The following is an 18164-nucleotide window of genomic DNA, read 5'->3' on the forward strand; positions in this document are numbered from 1 at the left end:
CCGCCGACGGTGTCGGCGGGGGCCCCGGTCCGGGCGGCGCGCGGCGGCGCGGGGGTCAGCCCGCCAGCGAGCGGAAGATCTCCCGGGCCAGCTTGGCGGTCTCGGACGGCGTCTTGCCGACCTTGACGCCGGCGGCCTCCAGGGCCTCCTTCTTGGCCTGCGCGGTGCCCGCCGAGCCGGAGACGATCGCGCCGGCGTGGCCCATCGTCTTGCCCTCGGGGGCGGTGAACCCGGCGACGTAGCCGACCACGGGCTTGGTGACGTTGGCCTCGATGTACTTCGCGGCGCGCTCCTCGGCGTCGCCGCCGATCTCGCCGATCATCACGATGACGTCGGTCTCCGGGTCGTCCTGGAACGCCTGGAGCGCGTCGATGTGCGTGGTGCCGATGACCGGGTCGCCACCGATGCCCACGGCGGAGGAGAACCCGATGTCGGCCAGCTCGTACATCATCTGGTACGTCAGCGTGCCGGACTTCGAGACCAGCCCGATGCGCCCGGGCGGGGTGATGTCGGCGGGGATGATGCCGGCGTTGGACTTGCCGGGGCTGATCAGGCCGGGGCAGTTCGGGCCGATCAGGCGCACGCCGTCCTTCGTCGCCGCGTGGGCGTGGAACTCGGCGGTGTCGTGCACCGGCACGCCCTCGGTGATGACCACCACGAGCGGGGTGTCGGCGTCGATGGCCTCCATCGCCGCGGCCTTGGTGAACTTCGCGGGCACGAACACCACGGAGACGTCCGCGCCGGTGGCCTCGCGGGCCTCGGCCACGGTGCCGAACACCGGCACCTGCACGGGCGAGCCGTCCGCGCCGGTGAAGTCCACGCTCTGGCCGGCCTTGCCGGGGTTCACGCCGCCGACGACGTCCGTGCCGGAGGCCAGCATCCGCTGGGTGTGCTTGCGGCCCTCGGAGCCGGTCATCCCCTGGACGATGACCTTGCTGTCGGAGTTCAGGAAGATCGCCATTGCTCAGGCCTTTCCGCTCGCGGCGAGCTCGGCGGCCTTGTCGGCCGCCCCGTCCATGGTGTCGACGACGGTCACCAGCGGGTGGTTCGCCTCGGCGAGGATGCGCCGGCCCTCCTCGACGTTGTTGCCGTCCAGGCGCACGACGAGGGGCTTGGTGGCCTCGTCGCCCAGGATGCCCAGGGCGGAGACGATGCCCTTGGCGACCTCGTCGCAGGCGGTGATGCCGCCGAAGACGTTGACGAACACGCTCTTGACCTGCGCGTCGTTGAGGATGACGTCCAGGCCGTTGGCCATGACCTGCGCGGAGGCGCCGCCGCCGATGTCCAGGAAGTTCGCGGGCTTGACGCCGCCGTGCGCCTCGCCGGCGTAGGCGACCACGTCGAGGGTGCTCATGACCAGGCCGGCGCCGTTGCCGATGATCCCGACCTCGCCGTCGAGCTTGACGTAGTTGAGGTTCATCTCCTTCGCCTTGGCCTCCAGCGGGTCGGCCGCGGCGGCGTCGGCGAGCGAGGCGTGCTCGGGGTGGCGGAAGTCGGCGTTCTCGTCGAGCGTGACCTTGCCGTCGAGGGCGACGATCTCGCCGTCCTCGGTGCGCACCAGCGGGTTCACCTCGACCAGCGTGGCGTCCTCGGCGGTGAACACGCCCCACAGCTTCTGCACGACGTCGGCGACGGCCCCGCGCAGCTCGGGGGCGAAGCCGGCCCGCTCGACGATCTCGGCGGCCTTGGCGGCGTCGATGCCGGTCAGGGCGTCCACGGGCACGCGGGCCAGCGCCTCGGGGCGCTCGACGGCGAGCTGCTCGATCTCCATGCCGCCCTCGACGCTGGCCATCGCCAGGTAGGTGCGGTTGGAGCGGTCGAGCAGGACGGAGAAGTAGAACTCCTCGGCGATCCGCGCGCCCTGGGCGATCATCACCTGGTGCACGGTGTGGCCCTTGATGTCCATGCCGAGGATCTCGCGGGCGCGCTCGGCCGCCTCCTCCGGGGAGCGGGCGACCTTGACGCCGCCCGCCTTGCCGCGCCCGCCCGTCTTCACCTGGGCCTTGACCACCACGGTGCCGCCGATGGCCTCGGCCGCGGCCCGGGCCTCCTCGGGTGTGGTCGCGACCTTGCCGTCCAGGACGGGTACGCCGTGCGCCGCGAACATGTCGCGCGCCTGGTACTCGAAGAGGTCCACCAGTCTTCCTCGTCTTCGTCGTCGGAGGTTGTCGTGTCGCTGCCGACGCCCGCCCCGCGCGGGGCCCGCGCCGGCCGGCACCGGGCGCTCAGCACCCTAGTGCTCCCCCGCCGCGCGGTCCCGGCCAGCCCCGATGACGCGGATCACACCGCGTGAGCGCGCCGCTCGCCCCGCTCGCGGCGACGTGCGAGCATGGGCCGGGTCCGCGGGCGGCGGCAGCGACCGGGCGCCCGCGGTGCGGGTGTTGAACCACGAGCCCCCGCCTCGAGCGGCCCGGTGGGCCGCTGCACGCCGGAGGCCACGATGGACGTCGAGCACGAGCCGCAGCGCGCCGCCCCCGCCGGGGCGTTCTCCGTCGAGGTCCTCGAGGACCGCTGGCGCTGGTCCCCCGCCGCGCGCCAGGTGCTGCACCTGCCGGCGGACGAGGCCGTGAGCACCACCGGCCGGCTGTGCGGGCACCTGGACCCGCGCGACGCGCAGCGGCTGCGCGCGGAGCTGACCGCCGCCGCCTGCGGGCGCGCCCCGTTCGGGGCGCTGGTCTCCTTCGAGGACGGCACCGGCACCCGGCGCTGGGCGGCGCTGGCGGGCCGCCCAGCGGACGGGCACGGCGCGCGCGGGCCGGTGCGCGCCTTCGAGGGCCAGGTCGTCGACGTCACCGCCGAGGTGCTGCGCGACGTCAGCGAGGTCGCCGCGGTGCACCTGCGCACGGCGCTGGAGTCGCGCCAGGTGATCGACCAGGCCAAGGGCGCGCTCATGCTCGTCTACGGCGTCGGCCCCGACGAGGCCTTCGAGCTGCTGCGGTGGTGCTCGCAGCAGCGCAACGTCAAGCTCGCCGTCCTCGCCGAGCGGGTCGTGGAGCTGTGCCGGGCGGGGGTGGAGCTGCCCGCCGACGTGCGCACCCGCCTGGACGACGTGCTGCAGACCACCTTCACCCGCCAGCCGGAGCCCGCGCTCGCGGCGCCGAGCGCCCCGGCGGCGCCCGAGCCGGCACCGGGGGTGGCGGTCTCGCGCCCGGACGCGGGGCCGGTGCCGGTGCTGCGGGTCGAGGGCGACGTGGACCTGGCCTCGGCGCCGGTGTTCTCCACGGCCCTGGCCGCCCTCGTCGACGGCGGCCGGGCCCCGCACCCGGTGGTGGTGGACCTCTCGGACGTGGGCTACCTCGGCTCGGTGGGCGTCTCGGTGCTCACCAGCGCCCACCGCCGCTGCGAGCGCACCGGCACCCCGCTGCGGGTGGTGCTCGGCGCGCGCACCGACGTGCTCGACTTCCCCGGCCTGCGCCGGCTGCGCCTGCACCGCGACCTGGCCTCGGCCACCGCCGCCGACGCGGCGGACCGCGAGGGCGACGGGGTGGACCTGCGCGAGAGCTCCTCCGTGCCGGGCTGAGCCGGGCCGAGCCCGACCCGCACGCCCGCCCGGCCAGACCGGGCCGGCTCAGGAGGTGCGGTGCGGCAGCGCGGCGAGCTCCAGCACGGCGGCCGCGGCGCCGCCGCCGGGGGCCAGCAGGTCCAGCCGCTCCCAGCCGCCCGCGCCGCGGGCGGCCTCCACCAGCGCCTGCACCCCGGCGCTGGCGAGGTGGGTGACGCCGGAGAGGTCCACGGTCAGGCGCACCGCCCCGCCGCGGGAGGCGCGGCGCAGCTCGTCGAGCAGGTCGTCGGCGCTGGCCAGGTCCACCGCCCCGCGCACGCGCAGCACGGGCCCGCCGGCGGGCAGCACCTCGAACGGGGGCTCGTGCACCTGCTCCGGGCCCGGGCCGTCGGCGGGGCCGGGCACGTCCACCTCCACCGGCCGCTGCAGCGCCCGCTCCACCGAGACCACCGTGCCGGTCCCGGTGGCGTCCACGCGCAGCCGCCCCAGCGCCCCTAGCAGCGCCAGGCCGCGACCGCGGTCGCCGGGCTGCTCGCGCGGGGTGCGCCAGCGGCCGTCGTCGGCGACGACCAGGCGCAGCACCCCCGAGCCGTCCACGTCGGCGCCCACGCGCACGCGGTGCCCGCCGGGCCGGGCGTGCGCGTGCTCGACGGCGTTGGCGACCGCCTCCCCGGCCAGCAGGTGCACGGTGCGCGCCTCGGCGGGGTGCAGGTGCAGCGGGGCCGCCCACGCGCGCAGCAGGGCGCGCAGCTCGGCCAGCGAGCGCGGCTCGGCGGGCAGGTCGGCCTCCAGCGCCGCCGGCGGGGTGCGCGGGCCGGCCACCAGCACGGTGACGTCGTCGCGGGCGCCGGGTCCGGCCAGCTCGCCGACCAGGGCGCGGCACACCGCGTCGGCGGGCGAGCCGGCCCCGGCGCCGTCGGCCAGCGCGGCGCGCAGGGCGCGGCCGGCGGCGCCGGCCAGCAGCTCGCGCTCGGCGGCGCGGGAGCGCCCGGGCCGCTCCACCAGGCCGTCGGTGTAGAGCAGGACGTGCTCGCCGGGGGCCAGGCGCACGGTGCGCGCGGCGCGCTCGCCGGCGACGGCCAGCGGTCCGCCGCCGGTCTGCTCCAGGTGCGCGGCGGTGCCGTCGGGGCGCACGACCAGCGGCGCGGGGTGTCCGGAGGTGACGTACTCCAGGGAGGCCCCGGCGGGGTCGAGCACCGCCGCGCACAGGGTGGTCGCCGCCGCGCCGGGCAGGCGGCGGGCGACGTCCTCGACGTCGGCGACCGCCTCCAGCAGGCCCGCCCCGGCGCCCAGGCGCTGGCCCAGCACCGCGCGCAGCTGGCTCATGGTGGCGCTGGCGAGCACGCCGTGCCCGACGACGTCGCCGACGACGAGCGCGACGCGCCCGCCGTCGAGGACCACCGCGTCGAACCAGTCCCCGCCGGCGGCCTGCCCGGCCCCGGCGACGACGTAGCGGGCGGCCAGGTCCAGGCCGGGCAGCACCGGCAGGGCCGCGGGCAGCAGGGCCGCCTGCAGCCGCGCGACGACGGCGCGGGCCTCGTCGTAGCGGCGGCGCACCGCCTGCGCCTCGCGGGCGCGGGTCAGGTGCAGGTACAGGCGGGGGGCGACCTCGCGCAGCAGGCGCTCCTCCTCCTCGTGCCACCCCTCGCCGGGCCGCTTGGCGGCGGTGACGGTGAACAGCCGCCGCCGGCCGTCCTCGACGGCCTCGACGCGCTCCTCGCCCGCCTCCCCGGCGGCGTGCTCCCAGGCGACCGCGCCGGCGCCCCCCGCGCCCCCCGCGTCGCCGGCACCGCTGCCGGGACCGTCGCCGGGGCCGTCGGCCAGCGCGAGCGAGAGCCGGGCCAGCCCGAGGTGCGCCACCAGGCGCCGGCCGGCGTCCGCGGTCACCTCGGCGGGGTCGTCGGCGCGGGCGAAGACGTCGCCGAGCTCGGCGGCGAAGGCCGTGGCCCGCACGCGCAGCAGCCGGTCGGTGACGTCGGGGTTGCTGCCGGCCAGGCCGGCGAAGCGCCCCCGGGCGTCCAGCAGCGGGGCGGCGGTCGTCTCGATCCAGCGGTAGGTGCCGTCGGCGCGGCGCACGCGCGTGGTGGCGCGGAACCCGCGCCCCCGAGCGGTGGCGTCCTCGAACGTGCGCAGGTAGGCGGGCGCGTCCTCGGGATGCAGGATCGAGCGCCACCGGCCGGCGAACATGTCCTCCTCGCTGGCGCCGAAGAACTCCAGCACGCGGCGGTTGACGGAGGTGCACGCGCCGGTGGCGTCGGTGGACCACAGCATGACGGGGGCCAGGTCGGCCAGGACCCGCCCGTCCCCGGGCCGCACCGCGCCGCCGGCCTCCCCGCCGTCCGCGGGCCCGCCGGCGCCCTCGCCGTCCCCCGCGACCCGCACCGGGCCGCCCCACCGCTCGTCCAGCACGCTGGCAAGGTATCCGCGGCAGCGCGGTGCGCGCACCGCGGTGCCCGGACGCCGACCGGTCCGGTCCCTCCCCGTCCTTCCCGGCGCGGCGGGGCCCGGCAGGGCCCTGGCGGGGGCGGGACGGGCGCGGGCGGCGGCGTGGAACCATGCCGCGGTGCGGCACCACCCCCTCGACGCCCCCGTGTGGACCTCGCTGACGGGCGCGCACCGCGACCTCGCCGAGGGCGGTGAGCTCGGCCGGCGCTACCCGGTGGACGTGTCCCCGTTCTGCGCGCTGGCCGACGCGCGCGAGGAGCGGGCCTGGGAGGAGCTGCGGGCGGTGGCGGGGGCCGGCGCCGAGGTGCTGCTGCCGGGGCTGGAGGGCCCGCTGCCGCGGGGCGCGCGGCTGGTGCGGGACCTGCCGGGCGTGCAGCTCGTGGCCACCGCCGCGCTGCGGGCCGCGCCGGACCCGGGGGCGCTCGTGCTGGGCGAGGCGGACGTGCCGGAGCTGCTGGACCTGGTGCGGCGCACCCGCCCGGGCCCCTTCGAGCGCCGCACCCGGCTGCTGGGCACCTACCTGGGCGTGCGCGACGAGCGGGGCCGGCTGGTGGCCGCGGCCGGCGAGCGCCTGCACCCGCCGGGGTTCACCGAGATCAGCGCCGTGTGCACCGACCCGGCCGTGCGCGGGCGGGGCCTGGCGAGCCGCCTGGTGCGGGCGGTGGCCGCCGGCGCGCTGGCCCGCGGGGAGACGCCGTTCCTGCACGCGGCGGCCACCAACACCGGCGCGGTGCGGCTGTACGAGTCGCTGGGCTTCCGGCTGCGGCGCACGATCGGCTTCCCGCTGGTGCGGCTGCCCTGAGCGGCGGCGCCGGGCTGCCGCCGCCGGCGCCCCGGCCTACCCTCCGGGCATGGCCCGCTTCGTGGAGGTGCACCCGCAGGACCCGCAGCCGCGCGCCCTGGCCCAGCTGGTGGCCCTGCTGCGCGACGACGGCCTGATCGCCTACCCCACCGACTCCTGCTACGCGCTGGGCTGCCGGCTGGAGAGCCGCACCGGCGCCGAGCGCATCCGCCGGGTGCGCCACCTCGACGAGCGGCACCACTTCACGCTCGTGTGCGCGGACTTCGCCCAGCTCGGGCAGTTCGTGCACCTGGACAACCCCGCGTTCCGGGCGGTGAAGGCGGCCACGCCGAACCCGTACACGTTCATCCTGCCCGCCACCGCCGAGGTCCCCAAGCGGTTCGCGCACCCGCGCAAGAGGACCGTGGGCGTGCGCATCCCGGACCACCCGTTCGTGCGGGCCCTGCTGCGCGAGCTGGGCGAGCCGCTGCTGTCGAGCACGCTGCTGCTGCCCGGCCACGAGGAGCCGCCCACCGACGCGTGGAGCATCAAGGAGGAGCTGGACCACGTCGTCGACGCCGTCGTGGACGCCGGCGAGGTGGGCACCGTGCCCACGACGGTGGTGGACATGTCCGCCGGCGGCGCCGAGGTCGTGCGCGTGGGCGCGGGGGACCCCGACCGCTTCGGCTGAGCGCGGGCGACCGCCCCGGGTGCGGGGCGCCCGCCCGCGCTCGCCGTCCCCGGCGGTTCAGCCGGTGAAGAGCTTCGAGGCCCGCAGCACCGTCTCGACCACGCCGTACGCCAGCGGCACCCCGACCAGCGTCCAGCCCAGCGCCACCCGGGCGGTGGAGGGGCCGGACCGGCCCGCCCCCGGGCCGGTCGCCGGGCCCGTCCCCGTTCCCGCTCCCGTGCTCACGAGGCGCTCCTCTCCCCGTCGCGACCGCTGGACCGCCCCGCCGCACCGGCGACGGGCTCGTGGAACCTGGAGGACACCGGGCGCACCAGCAGGTTCGCCACCAGGCCGACGGCCAGCAGCACCACCATGGTCAGCAGGGCCGGCCGGTACGCCTCGGCCGTCAGGCGCCCGGGGGTGCCCTGCGCGTCCAGGAAGCCGTTGACGATGAGCGGGCCCACCACGCCGGCGGTGGACCACGCGGTCAGCAGCCGGCCGTGGATCGCGCCCACCTGGAAGGTGCCGAACAGGTCGCGCAGGTACGCCGGGACGGTGGCGAAACCGCCGCCGTAGAAGGACAGGATCACCGCCGCCAGCAGCACGAACAGCGCGGTGCTGGTCTGCCCGAACAGCGCCAGCAGCGCGTACGCGACGAGGCCGACGCCCAGGTAGACCAGGTAGATCGGCTTGCGGCCGATGATGTCGGAGGTGGACGACCACGCGAAGCGCCCGGCCATGTTCGCCATCGACAGCACCCCGACGAAACCGCCGGCCGCCGCGACGGCCACGGTGGAGGTGCCGTCCGCACCGCGGAAGAAGTCCTGGATCATCGGTGAGGCCTGCTCCAGGATGCCGATGCCGGCGGTGACGTTGCAGAACAGCACCACCCACAGCAGCCAGAACTGCGGGGTGCGGACGGCGTTGCGCGCCGACACGCTCGCCGTCGTCACCAGCGCCTTGCTGCGCACCGAGGCCGGGTCGAAGCCGTCCGGGCGCCAGCCGTCGGCCGGCACCCGCACGGTGGCCGCGCCGAACGCCATGAACAGCGCGTGCGCGACCGCGAAGGTCACGAAGAGCATCGCGACCGCGTCGCCGGTGGGCACGCTGCCGGACACCGAGGAGTCGTAGGCCGGGTCGTACAGGCCCAGCAGGCGGGTGGACAGCGGGCTGGCCACCAGGGCACCACCGCCGAAACCCATGATCGCCATGCCGGTGGCCAGGCCCGGCCGGTCCGGGAACCACTTGATGAGGGTGGACACCGGGGAGATGTAGCCGATGCCCAGGCCGATGCCGCCGATGACGCCGTACCCCAGGTACAGCAGCCACAGCTGCGAGGTGGCGATGCCCAGGGCGCCGACGAGGAAGCCGCTGACCCAGAACAGCGCCGAGGTCGCCATCGCCTTGCGGGGCCCGTTGCGGTCCACCCACGTGCCGGCCACGGCCGCGGACAACCCCAGCATGACGATGGCGATGGAGAACACCACGCCGACCTCGGTGTTGCCCACGCCGAAGTGCTGCACGAGGGCGTTCTTGTAGACGCTGGTGGCGTACACCTGACCGATGCACAGGTGCACGGCCAGCGCCGCCGGCGGCACCAGCCAGCGGTTGAAACCTGGCGGCGCGATGCTGCGCCTCCGGTCGAGCAGTGGGACCACGGATCGCTCCTTCGCGTGCGGGTGGGCGTCCACCGTAGGGGCGGGGCGGGGGCCGGACCACCGCGGCGCGCCCGACCGGGGGAAAGGAGGTCACCCGCCGCGGTTGGGACGGCACGCAGCGGGTAGGCGGAGGGTGGGGCCTCGTGCGGAGCACCGCGCGCCGGCGGCACGAGGCACCGGCACGAGGCACCGGCACGAAGCAGCAGCGCCCGCGAGGAGGAGTCACCATGACGGAGTCCGGTCAGCAGCCCGAGCAGTCGCAGGACGTCCCCGGCACCACCGCCGCGATGGACCCCGCCCCCGACCACGGCGAGGAGAGCTACCGCGGCACCGGCCGGCTGGAGGGCAAGAAGGCGATCATCACCGGCGGCGACTCCGGCATCGGCCGCGCCGTGGCGATCGCGTACGCCCGCGAGGGCGCCGACGTCCTCATCAGCTACCTGAACGAGGACGAGGACGCGCGCGAGACCGCGCAGTGGGTGGAGCGGGCCGGGCGCAGGGCCGTGCTGGTGCCCGGCGACATCTCGCAGCCCGAGCAGTGCCGCGCCGTCGTCGCCAGGGCCGTGGAGGAGTTCGGCCGCGTCGACGTGCTCGTCAGCAACGCCGCGTTCCAGATGAACCGCGACTCGATCGAGGAGATCCCCGACGAGGAGTGGGACCGCACGATCCACACCAACCTCAGCGCCTTCTTCCACCTGACCAAGGCCGCCCTGCCGCACATGGGCGCCGGTTCCTCCATCATCGGCTCCAGCTCGGTGAACTCCGACAGCCCCAGCCCCACGCTGCTGCCGTACGCGGCGACCAAGGCCGGCATCGCGAACATGGTCGCCTCCATGGCGCAGCTGCTGGCCGAGCGCGGCATCCGCGCGAACTCGGTGGCGCCCGGGCCGGTGTGGACGCCGCTGATCCCGGCCACGATGCCGGAGGAGAAGGTCGCGCAGTTCGGCCAGCAGTCCCCGATCGGCCGGGCCGCGCAGCCGGCGGAGCTGGCGCCGGTGTACGTGATGCTCGCCTCCGACGAGGCCAGCTACGTCTCCGGCGCGCGCATCGCGGTGACCGGCGGCAAGCCGATCCTCTGAGGGGAGCACCGACGTGGAGTGGTACCCGCTGCGCCTGAGCACGTCCGTCAAGCAGCACGTCTTCGGCGGCCGGGCCGTCGCGGACGTGCTGGGGCGCAGCGGGTTGCCCGAGGGCCCCGTCGCCGAGACGTGGGAGGTCAGCGACGTCGACGGCGAGGTGGGCGTCGTCGCCGACGGCCCGTTGGCCGGCACGCCGCTGCGCGACCTGGTGCGCGAGCACCCCGGCGAGCTCGTCGGGCCGGGCTGGTCGGGCTCGCGCTTCCCGATCCTCACCAAGCTCATCGACGGCCACCGCGCCCTGCCGGTGCACGTGCACGCCGACGACGCCGCGGCGCGGGAGTTCGAGGGGCAGGAGAACGGCAAGACCGAGGCGTGGCACGTGCTGGCCGCCGGGCCGGGCGCCACCGCGCTGGCCGGGGTGCGCCCGGACGTGGGCCCCGAGCGGCTGCGCGAGGCGCTGCTGGCGCAGGACTTCGACGCCGTGCTGGAGCGCTTCCCCGTCGCCGCCGGCGACACCGTGTACGTGCCGGGCGGCACGGTCCACTCCTTCGGGCCGGACACGCTGGTGTACGAGATCGAGCAGACCTCGGACACCCAGCAGCACGCCATGCCGTACGAGATGCAGGACGGCTCCCCCGTGCCCGAGCAGCAGCGCCGGGAGAACGTCGAGGCGCTGCTGCGCGAGGCCCGACTGGACGCCCGGGCCTCGATCACCGACTCCACCGTGCCCGCCGACGACGACGGGGTGCGCCGCGCGCTGTGCTGCCAGGGCCCGTACTTCGTCCTGCGCCGCTGGCGCAGCGGGCACCCGGTGCGGGTGCGCCGGGAGTTCGGCACGGCGCAGGTGCTCACCAACATCGGCCGCGCCCCGGTGGCCGTGCACGCCGGTGCCTGGAGCGGGGAACTGGCGCGGGCGAGCACGTTCCTGCTGCCGGCGGCGCTGGGCGCCGTGGAGGTCGAGGGCGAGCTGGACCTGCTGTGGGGCCACCTGCCGTCCTGACCGGGACGGCTCCCCGGCGCGACCCTCGGCCCGGCCCTCGGCCCGGCCCTCAGCCCAGCCGGTACGTCTCCGGCCGGCGCTCGCGCACGTAGTCCACGACGTCGCGGGCGTCGCGCAGGTCGGCCGCGCCGACGTCGGCGAGCAGCAGCCCCGCCTCGTCCCGCCCCGCGCGCGCCAGGACGCGCCCGTCGGGGCCGACGACGACCGAGCCGCCGCTGAACGTGCTGACCCCGTCGGCGGCGGGGCCGACGTGGTTGGCGTAGGCCACGGCCACGCGGTTCTCGTACGCGCGCGCCGGCAGCAGCAGCCGCGCCACGTCCGGGTCGAAGATCGCCGTGGGCACGGCGACGACGTCCGCCCCGGCGACGGCCAGGGCGCGCACCGCCTCGGGGAACTCCACGTCGAAGCACACCAGGACCCCCACGCGCAGCCCGGCGACGTCCACCACCAGCGGGGTGCCGTCGCCGGGGGCGAACGCGGCGCGCTCGGCGGGGCCGTACAGGTGCGTCTTGGTGTAGCGGCCCAGGACGGTGCCGTCGCGGTCGACGACGACGGCGGTGATGGACTCCGCGGTGCCGTCGTCGTGGGGTTCGCTGACGACCAGGGCCACGCCGGCGCGGCGGGCCAGCTCCGCCGCGCGCGGCAGCAGCGAGGGGTCGGCGTGCACCCGCCCGGGGTCGTACCCGGTGGTGAACAGCTCCGGGGTGACGAGCAGGTCGGCGCCGGCGCGCGCGGCGCGCTCGGCCAACCGCTCCAGGGTGCGCAGGTTCTGCGCCACGTCGGCGGTGGCGGCCTCCTGCGCGACGGCGATCCTCACGAGCCCTCCCGGTGCACCTGCGGCCCCCAGCGGTGCCGACCGTAGCCGAGGCGGGCGGCGGTGCCCAGCGCCGCCCGGTGGGCGCCGCTCACGAGCGCGCCGGGCCGTCCGCGGCGCGGCGGGGCGGTTCGGACAGGGCGGGGCTGACGACCCACAGCACCCGCGCTGGCGCGTCGCCGGTGGCGCGGAAGGAGTGGGCGCGGCCGGGGTCGAAGGTGAAGGCGTCGCCGGTGCCCAGCTCGACGACCTCGACGCCCCGGCCGCCCTCGCCGCCCTCCCCGTCCTCGCCGCCGTCGGTGCGGGTGAAGCTCAGCCGCAGCGTCCCGGCCAGGACGAGGGCGAACTCCACGTCCGCGCCCAGGGCGTACGGCTCCTCCCCGGAGCCGCCGCCGGGCTCGACCTCGCTGACGATCGCGGCCAGCCGCCGCTCGCCGGCGGGGGTGAGCAGCCACTCGCGCACGCCGTGCCCGCCGAAGGCGATGGGCGGGTAGTGCCCGGCGCGCACGGCCTCGCCGGCCGGGGCGGGCTCGAAGAGGCTGCCGACGGCCAGGTCGAGCGCGGCGCACAGCCGCACCAGGGCCGCCACGGAGGCGGTGGCGCGGTCGCGCTCCAGGCGGGAGAGGAAGCCCTTGGTCAGGCCGGCGGCCGCGGCCACCTCCGCCACGGTGCGCCGCTGCGCCAGGCGCGCCGCGCGCAGCCGGGCGCCGACGCGCACCGGCGCGCCCCCGGCCCCACCCGCGGGTCCGTCCTCCGTCCGCGCCGCCGCCCGCACCGCACCCTCCCCTCGCCACCGCACCGGCCCCGGTGCCCGCCGCAGTGTGGCACCACCGCGCCCCGCGGGGAACCCGTGGCGCTCCAGCGGTAAACAGGGGTTGACCGGCCGGGCCCGCCGCGCCACTGTGAAACCCATGTCCCCCGACACGCCCGGCCCGCGGGGGCCGGTCGACGCCACGCGCGTGCCCCGCTACGGCGGCCCGCCGACGTTCGCGCGCCTGCCGCGCCTGGACGAGGTCTCCCGCGCCGACGTCACGATCGTCGGCCTGCCCTTCGACACCGGCGTCAGCTACCGCCCCGGCGCCCGCTTCGGGCCGGGCCACGTGCGCGCCTCCTCCAAGCTGCTGCGCCCGTACCACCCGGCGCTGGGCACGCACCCCTTCGGCACCCAGCAGGTCGCCGACGCCGGCGACCTGGGCCTGAACCCCTTCGACATCGCCGAGGCGCTGGGCACCGCCGAGCGGGGGCTGACGGCGCTGTCGCAGGACGGCTCCACGCTGGTCTCGCTGGGCGGGGACCACACCCTGGCGCTGCCCGCGCTGCGCGCGCTGGCCAAGCAGCACGGCAAGCTCGCCGTCGTCCACTTCGACGCCCACCTGGACACCTGGGACACCTACTTCGGCGCCCCCTACACCCACGGCACGCCCTTCCGCCGCGCCAGCGAGGAGGGCCTGGTCGACCTCGAGCGCAGCGTCCACGTCGGCACCCGCGGGCCGCTGTACAGCGCGCAGGACCTCGAGGACGACGGCGTGCTCGGCTTCCAGGTCGTGCGCGCCGACGACTACGAGACCGACGGCGTGGCGCGCGCGGTGGAGCGGGTGCGCCGGCGCGTGGAGGGCGCACCGGTGTACGTCTCCGTCGACATCGACGTCCTCGACCCCGCCGCCGCCCCCGGCACCGGGACCCCCGAGGCGGGCGGGCTGACCAGCCGGGAGCTGCTGCACACCCTGCGCGGCCTTGTCGGCGCGCACGTCGTGGGCGCCGACGTCGTCGAGGTCGCCCCGGCGTACGACCACGCCGAGATCACCGGCATCGCCGCCGCGCACGTGGTGTACGAGCTGCTGTCGGTGCTGGCCGCCACCCGGAGCGGGAGCTGAGATGACCCTGCCCGCAGGCACGAGCACCGAGGACCTGCCCGGCGCGCCCGCACCCGGCGCCCGGGGGGCCGAGCAGCCGCTGACGATGCTGGTGCCCGACTTCCCCTTCCCCTACGACGAGTACCTCGCCCACCCCGCCGGCCTGGGCTCGGTGCCCGCGCACCGGCACGGCACCGAGGTCGCCGTCATCGGCGCGGGGGTGTCGGGGCTGGTGGCCGCGCACGAGCTGATGAAGCTCGGGCTGCGCCCCGTCGTGCACGAGGCCGGGGAGATCGGCGGCCGGCTGCGCTCGGCGGCCTTCCCCGGCGTGCCCGGCGCCGTTGCCGACCTGGGCGGGATGCGGTTCCCCGCCTCCGGGCGCGCGTTCTTCCACTACGTGGACACCGTCGGCGCCCGCACCAGCCCGTTCCCGAACCCGCTGGCGCCGCAGACGCCCAGCACGGTGATCGAGCTGCGCAACCGCGCCCACTACGCCGAGAGGCCCGAGGACCTGCCCGCGGAGTTCGGCGAGGTCGCCGCCGCGTGGCGCCGGGCGCTGGTGGAGGGCGCGGAGCTGGAGGCGGTGCAGGACGCGATCCGCCGCCGCGACCTGCGCGCCATCAAGGAGGTCTGGAACCGCACCGTCCCGCGGCTGGACGAGGAGACGTTCTACGGCTTCGTCGCGAAGTCCGCGGCGTTCTCGGAACTGCCGTTCTCCTACCGCGAGACGTTCGGGCAGGTCGGTTTCGGCACCGGCGGCTGGGACACCGACTTCCCGAACTCGATCCTGGAGATCCTGCGCGTCGTGCACACCGACGCCGACGACCAGCACCACCGCATCACCGGCGGCGCGCAGAGCGTGCCGCTGGGCCTGTGGCGCCACGCGCCGGACGCGCTCGCGCACTGGCCGGCGGGCACCAGCCTGCAGTCGCTGCACCAGGGCTCCCCGCGCCCGGCGGTCACCCGCGTGCGCCGCGGCGAGGACGGCCGCCTGCTCGTGCTGGACCGCTGGGGCACCGAGCGCGCCTACGAGGCGGTGATCGCCACCTGCCAGTCATGGCTGCTGTCGGCGGGCATCGACACCGAGGAGTCGCTGTTCTCGCACGACATGTGGATGGCGGTGGAGCGCTCGCACTACATGCAGTCCTCCAAGACGTTCGTCCTGGTGGACCGCCCGTTCTGGCGCGACCGCGACCCGGCCACCGGGCGGCGGGTGCTCAGCACCACCCTCACCGACCGCATGACCCGCGGTACCTACCTGCTCGACGGCGGCGAGGGGATCGACGACCCGGCCGCGGCGGACTCCCCGGCCGTCATCTGCCTGAGCTACACCTGGAACGACGACGCGCTGAAGTGGCTGGCGCTGGACACCGACGAGCGGGTGCGGCTGATGCTGCACAACCTCAAGCAGATCTACCCCGACGTCGACATCGCCTCGCACGTCCTGGGCGACCCCATCACCGTCTCCTGGGAGCGCGAACCGCACTTCATGGGCGCGTTCCGCGGGAACCTGCCGGGCCACTACCGCTACCAGCGCAGGCTGTTCTGCCACTTCGTGCAGGACCACCTGCCGCCGCAGCAGCGCGGGATCTTCCTCGCCGGCGACGACATCTCCTTCACGCCCGGCTGGGCGGAGGGCGCGGTCACCACCGGCCTGAACGCGGTGTGGGGCGTGGTGCACCAGCTCGGCGGTTCCTCCGCCCCGGGAAACCCCGGCCCGGGCGACCGGTTCGCCGAACTGGCCCCCGTCGAACTGCCCGACCCCTGACCCGGCGGGGGTCGCGCCCGCCGGGCGCGGCCCTCACACCAGCCCGGCGTCGTGCACGAGGATCGCCACCTGCACCCGGTTGTCCACCCCCAGGCGCGCCATGACGCGCGAGACGTACGCCTTCACCGTCGCGGTGCTCAGGGACATCCGGGCGCCGATCTCGGCGTTGGGAAGCCCGCGGCCGACGGCCACGGCGACCTCGCGCTCCCTGCCGCCCAGCCGCTCCAGCCGCTGCAGCGCCTGCGCGCGGCGGGCGTCCGCCCCCGCGGCGGACTCGGCGGACCCGGCGGACCCGGCGGACCCGGCGGACCCGGCGGACCCGGCGGACCCGGCGGACCCGGCGGACCCGGTGGACCCGGTGGAGGTGGACCCGGTGGGCCCGGTGGCGGTGACGTGGCCGATGAGGCGCCGCGTCACGTCGGGCGAGAGCACCGGCTCCCCGGCCGCCGCGCGCCGCACCGCCGCGACGATCCCGGCCGGCGGGGTGTCCTTGAGCAGGAACCCGTCGGCGCCGGCGCGCAGCGCCGCCAGCACCGCCTCGTCCTCGCCGAACGTCGTGAGCACCACCACGCGCGGGCCGGCACCGCCCGCGGTGATCTCCCGGGTGGCGCTGATGCCGTCGCGGCGCGGCATCCGCACGTCCACCAGCACCACGTCCGGGGCGGTGGCCGCGGCCAGCGCGACCGCCTGCTCGCCGTCGGCGGCCTCGCCCACCACGCTCACGTCGTCCAGGCCGCCCAGGACCACCTGCAGCGCCGCGCGCACCAGCGGGTCGTCGTCGACGAGCAGCACCCGCACGGGCGCGGCGCCCCCGCTCACGCCGGCCACGGCAGCCGCGCGCGCAGCCGGAAGCCCCCGCCGGCGGGTCCGTGCTCCAGTTCGCCGCCGGCGAGGGCGACCCGCTCGGCCAGCCCCACCAGGCCCAGCCCGGCGCCGGGCACCCCCGCCGACGGGGACACCGGCGTCCGGGGCACCGGCGGCGCGCCCGCCGCGCCGTCGTCGACGACGACCTCCAGCCCGTGGCCGGGCGCGCCCCGGACCAGCACCCGCACCTCGCGGCCGGCGGCGTGCTTGCGCGCGTTCGTCAGGCCCTCCTGCACCACGCGGAACGCGGTGCGCCCCACCAGCGCCGGCGCCTCGGCCCGGGCGGGCACCTCCAGGTCCAGCCGCACGCGCGAGCCGGCCGCGCGGGCCTGCTCCACCAGCTCCGGCAGGTCGGCCAGGACCGGTTGCGGGCGCCCGCGCGACTCCTCCGCGCCCGCGCCGGCGACGTCCTCGGCGCGCAGCACGCCGAGGATGTCGCGCAGGTCCTCCAGCGCCTCGTGGGTGCCGGCGCGGATGACGCCCGCGGCGCGCGCGACGTCCTCGGGGTCGGCGCCGGGCCGGAACTCCAGGGCGCCGGCGTGCATGCTCACCAGCGACAGGCGGTGCGCCAGGACGTCGTGCATCTCGCGGGCGATGCGGGCGCGCTCGGTGGTGCGGGCCTGGCGCACGCGCATCTCCTGCTCGGCGCGGGCGCGCTCGGCCTGGTCGCGCAGCGAGGCCAGGAGCTGGTGGCGGGTGCGCACGTACATGCCCCAGCCGACCACCGGCAGCACGAGCACCGGCCCGAGCGCGGCGACCACCCAGGTGGGCACCTGCGGGTCCGGCCACAGCAGCGCCTGCGCGACGCCCGCCGCGACGACGGCCAGGGCCGGGCCCGCCACGACCTGCCAGCGCCGGCGCACCGCCAGCGCGAACAGCGCCACCGCCGACGCCACCCCGGCCACGACCGACAGGACGGAGACGGCGGCCAGGAGCACCGCCACGGCCACCGGCAGGCGCCGGCGCGCGAACAGCGCCAGGCAGGCCGGCGCCCCCAGGAAGAAGTCCAGCGCCACGACGAGGTCGCCGCGGGTGCGCGGACCCGTCGCGGGGTCCAGCTCGACGCCCAGGAGCACCAGGCCCACGCCCAGGCAGGTCAGGACGAGGACGGTGTCGCCGGCCAGCCGCAGCGCCAGCCGCCCCCGGCGCCGGCGCCCGGGCCCCGCCGCCGACGCGCCCGCCGGCGCCGCCGGGCGCGCGGGCGCGCTCACCGCCGTCTCCCCCGGCGCGTCCCGGGCCCTCTCGCCGACCGTGCTGCTCACCCGGTCAGCGTAGGAGGGCGCGCACCGCCCGCGGGAGCACCGCAGGTCGCCGTCCGGCGCCGGGGGGTCGACCTTGGTCGACCCCCCGGGGGCACCGCACGGCCGACGCGGCGGCGCCGCCGGCGCGGGCAGCCTGCCGGTGTGATCGAGGCACCCGCCGTCCCGGGGACGGCACCGTCCCCCTCCCCCGTCGCCTACACCGCCGCCCTGCGCGGGCCCGCGAACCGCTGGTGGCGGCCCCTGGTGGGCACCGCCGCCCTCGCCGGCGGCCTGCTCCTCGCCGTGCTGCTCACCGGCGCCGGCTACGGCGCCGCCGCGCTCCTCAGCGGCCTGGAGGGCGCCGGGGGGGGGGGGGGGGGGGGGGGGGGGGGGGGGGGGGGGGGGGGGGGGGGGGGGGGGGGGGGGGGGGGGGGGGGGGGGGGGGGGGGGGGGGGGGGGGGGGGGGGGGGGGGGGGGGGGGGGGGGGGG

General features: G+C 77.3%; 16 protein-coding genes and 1 pseudogene. 8 read left to right on the forward strand and 9 right to left on the reverse strand.

Features of this window, described 5'->3' with window-relative positions:
• Window positions 1–55 precede the first annotated feature (55 nt).
• Window positions 56–961 (reverse strand): succinate--CoA ligase subunit alpha, encoded by a 906-nt coding sequence (gene sucD, locus ACRYR7_RS17065; RefSeq protein ID WP_432573307.1) that lies wholly within the window; start codon window positions 959–961, stop codon window positions 56–58.
• A 3-nt stretch (window positions 962–964) separates the two neighbouring features.
• A complete protein-coding gene (gene sucC, locus ACRYR7_RS17070) occupies window positions 965–2137 on the reverse strand; it encodes an ADP-forming succinate--CoA ligase subunit beta (protein WP_432573308.1) in 1173 nt (390 codons plus the stop codon).
• Between the two features lie 303 nt (window positions 2138–2440).
• On the opposite strand from sucC, the gene ACRYR7_RS17075 reads away from it, so the two are divergent.
• Complete coding sequence (locus ACRYR7_RS17075) at window positions 2441–3520, forward strand: ANTAR domain-containing protein (RefSeq protein ID WP_432573309.1); 1080 nt, start codon at window positions 2441–2443, stop codon at window positions 3518–3520.
• A 48-nt stretch (window positions 3521–3568) separates the two neighbouring features.
• On the opposite strand, the gene ACRYR7_RS17080 is transcribed toward ACRYR7_RS17075, so the two are convergent.
• Window positions 3569–5911, reverse strand: a complete 2343-nt coding sequence (locus tag ACRYR7_RS17080) for a SpoIIE family protein phosphatase (RefSeq protein WP_432573310.1) — start codon at window positions 5909–5911, stop codon at window positions 3569–3571.
• A gap of 154 nt (window positions 5912–6065) precedes the next feature.
• On the opposite strand from ACRYR7_RS17080, the gene ACRYR7_RS17085 reads away from it, so the two are divergent.
• Together ACRYR7_RS17085 and ACRYR7_RS17090 are read left to right on the forward strand one after the other, a co-directional pair.
• Window positions 6066–6749, forward strand: a complete 684-nt coding sequence (locus ACRYR7_RS17085; protein ID WP_432573311.1) for a GNAT family N-acetyltransferase — start codon at window positions 6066–6068, stop codon at window positions 6747–6749.
• A gap of 49 nt (window positions 6750–6798) precedes the next feature.
• Window positions 6799–7419 (forward strand): L-threonylcarbamoyladenylate synthase, encoded by a 621-nt coding sequence (locus ACRYR7_RS17090; RefSeq protein WP_432573312.1) that lies wholly within the window; start codon window positions 6799–6801, stop codon window positions 7417–7419.
• A 57-nt stretch (window positions 7420–7476) separates the two neighbouring features.
• Here ACRYR7_RS17090 and ACRYR7_RS17095 read toward each other — a convergent pair whose 3' ends face one another.
• Together ACRYR7_RS17095 and ACRYR7_RS17100 are read right to left on the reverse strand one after the other, a co-directional pair.
• Window positions 7477–7644, reverse strand: a complete 168-nt coding sequence (locus ACRYR7_RS17095) for an MFS transporter small subunit (protein WP_432573313.1) — start codon at window positions 7642–7644, stop codon at window positions 7477–7479.
• Window positions 7641–9056, reverse strand: a complete 1416-nt coding sequence (locus ACRYR7_RS17100; protein WP_432573314.1) for an OFA family MFS transporter — start codon at window positions 9054–9056, stop codon at window positions 7641–7643. The genes ACRYR7_RS17095 and ACRYR7_RS17100 overlap by 4 nt, the downstream gene beginning before the upstream one ends.
• Window positions 9057–9283: 227 nt before the next feature.
• Here ACRYR7_RS17100 and ACRYR7_RS17105 point away from each other — a divergent pair, with 227 nt between their 5' ends.
• Both ACRYR7_RS17105 and ACRYR7_RS17110 read left to right on the forward strand, forming a co-directional pair.
• Complete coding sequence (locus tag ACRYR7_RS17105) at window positions 9284–10135, forward strand: SDR family oxidoreductase (protein WP_432573315.1); 852 nt, start codon at window positions 9284–9286, stop codon at window positions 10133–10135.
• A gap of 13 nt (window positions 10136–10148) precedes the next feature.
• Entirely contained in the window at window positions 10149–11135 is a 987-nt protein-coding gene (locus ACRYR7_RS17110) for a type I phosphomannose isomerase catalytic subunit (protein WP_432573316.1), read from the forward strand.
• A gap of 49 nt (window positions 11136–11184) precedes the next feature.
• Here ACRYR7_RS17110 and ACRYR7_RS17115 read toward each other — a convergent pair whose 3' ends face one another.
• Entirely contained in the window at window positions 11185–11952 is a 768-nt protein-coding gene (locus ACRYR7_RS17115) for a nitrilase-related carbon-nitrogen hydrolase (protein ID WP_432573317.1), read from the reverse strand.
• A gap of 88 nt (window positions 11953–12040) precedes the next feature.
• Window positions 12041–12667, reverse strand: a complete 627-nt coding sequence (locus tag ACRYR7_RS17120) for a helix-turn-helix domain-containing protein (protein ID WP_432573318.1) — start codon at window positions 12665–12667, stop codon at window positions 12041–12043.
• 193 nt (window positions 12668–12860) lie between these two features.
• Between ACRYR7_RS17120 and speB the strand changes: the two genes are divergently transcribed.
• Window positions 12861–13823, forward strand: a complete 963-nt coding sequence (gene speB / locus ACRYR7_RS17125) for an agmatinase (RefSeq protein ID WP_432573319.1) — start codon at window positions 12861–12863, stop codon at window positions 13821–13823.
• 1 nt (window position 13824) lies between these two features.
• A complete protein-coding gene (locus tag ACRYR7_RS17130) occupies window positions 13825–15570 on the forward strand; it encodes a flavin monoamine oxidase family protein (RefSeq protein ID WP_432573320.1) in 1746 nt (581 codons plus the stop codon).
• A 33-nt stretch (window positions 15571–15603) separates the two neighbouring features.
• Here ACRYR7_RS17130 and ACRYR7_RS17135 read toward each other — a convergent pair whose 3' ends face one another.
• Both ACRYR7_RS17135 and ACRYR7_RS17140 read right to left on the reverse strand, forming a co-directional pair.
• Entirely contained in the window at window positions 15604–16389 is a 786-nt protein-coding gene (locus ACRYR7_RS17135) for a response regulator (protein WP_432573321.1), read from the reverse strand.
• Complete coding sequence (locus tag ACRYR7_RS17140; RefSeq protein ID WP_432573322.1) at window positions 16386–17696, reverse strand: sensor histidine kinase; 1311 nt, start codon at window positions 17694–17696, stop codon at window positions 16386–16388. Before ACRYR7_RS17140 ends, ACRYR7_RS17135 begins: the two co-directional genes overlap by 4 nt.
• Before the next feature lie 141 nt (window positions 17697–17837).
• Here ACRYR7_RS17140 and ACRYR7_RS17145 point away from each other — a divergent pair.
• Window positions 17838–18164 (forward strand): annotated as a pseudogene (locus ACRYR7_RS17145) (hypothetical protein); the annotation flags it as partial.

The organism is Kineococcus gurbantunggutensis (genome assembly GCF_050871925.1).
GTDB lineage: Bacteria > Actinomycetota > Actinomycetes > Actinomycetales > Kineococcaceae > Kineococcus.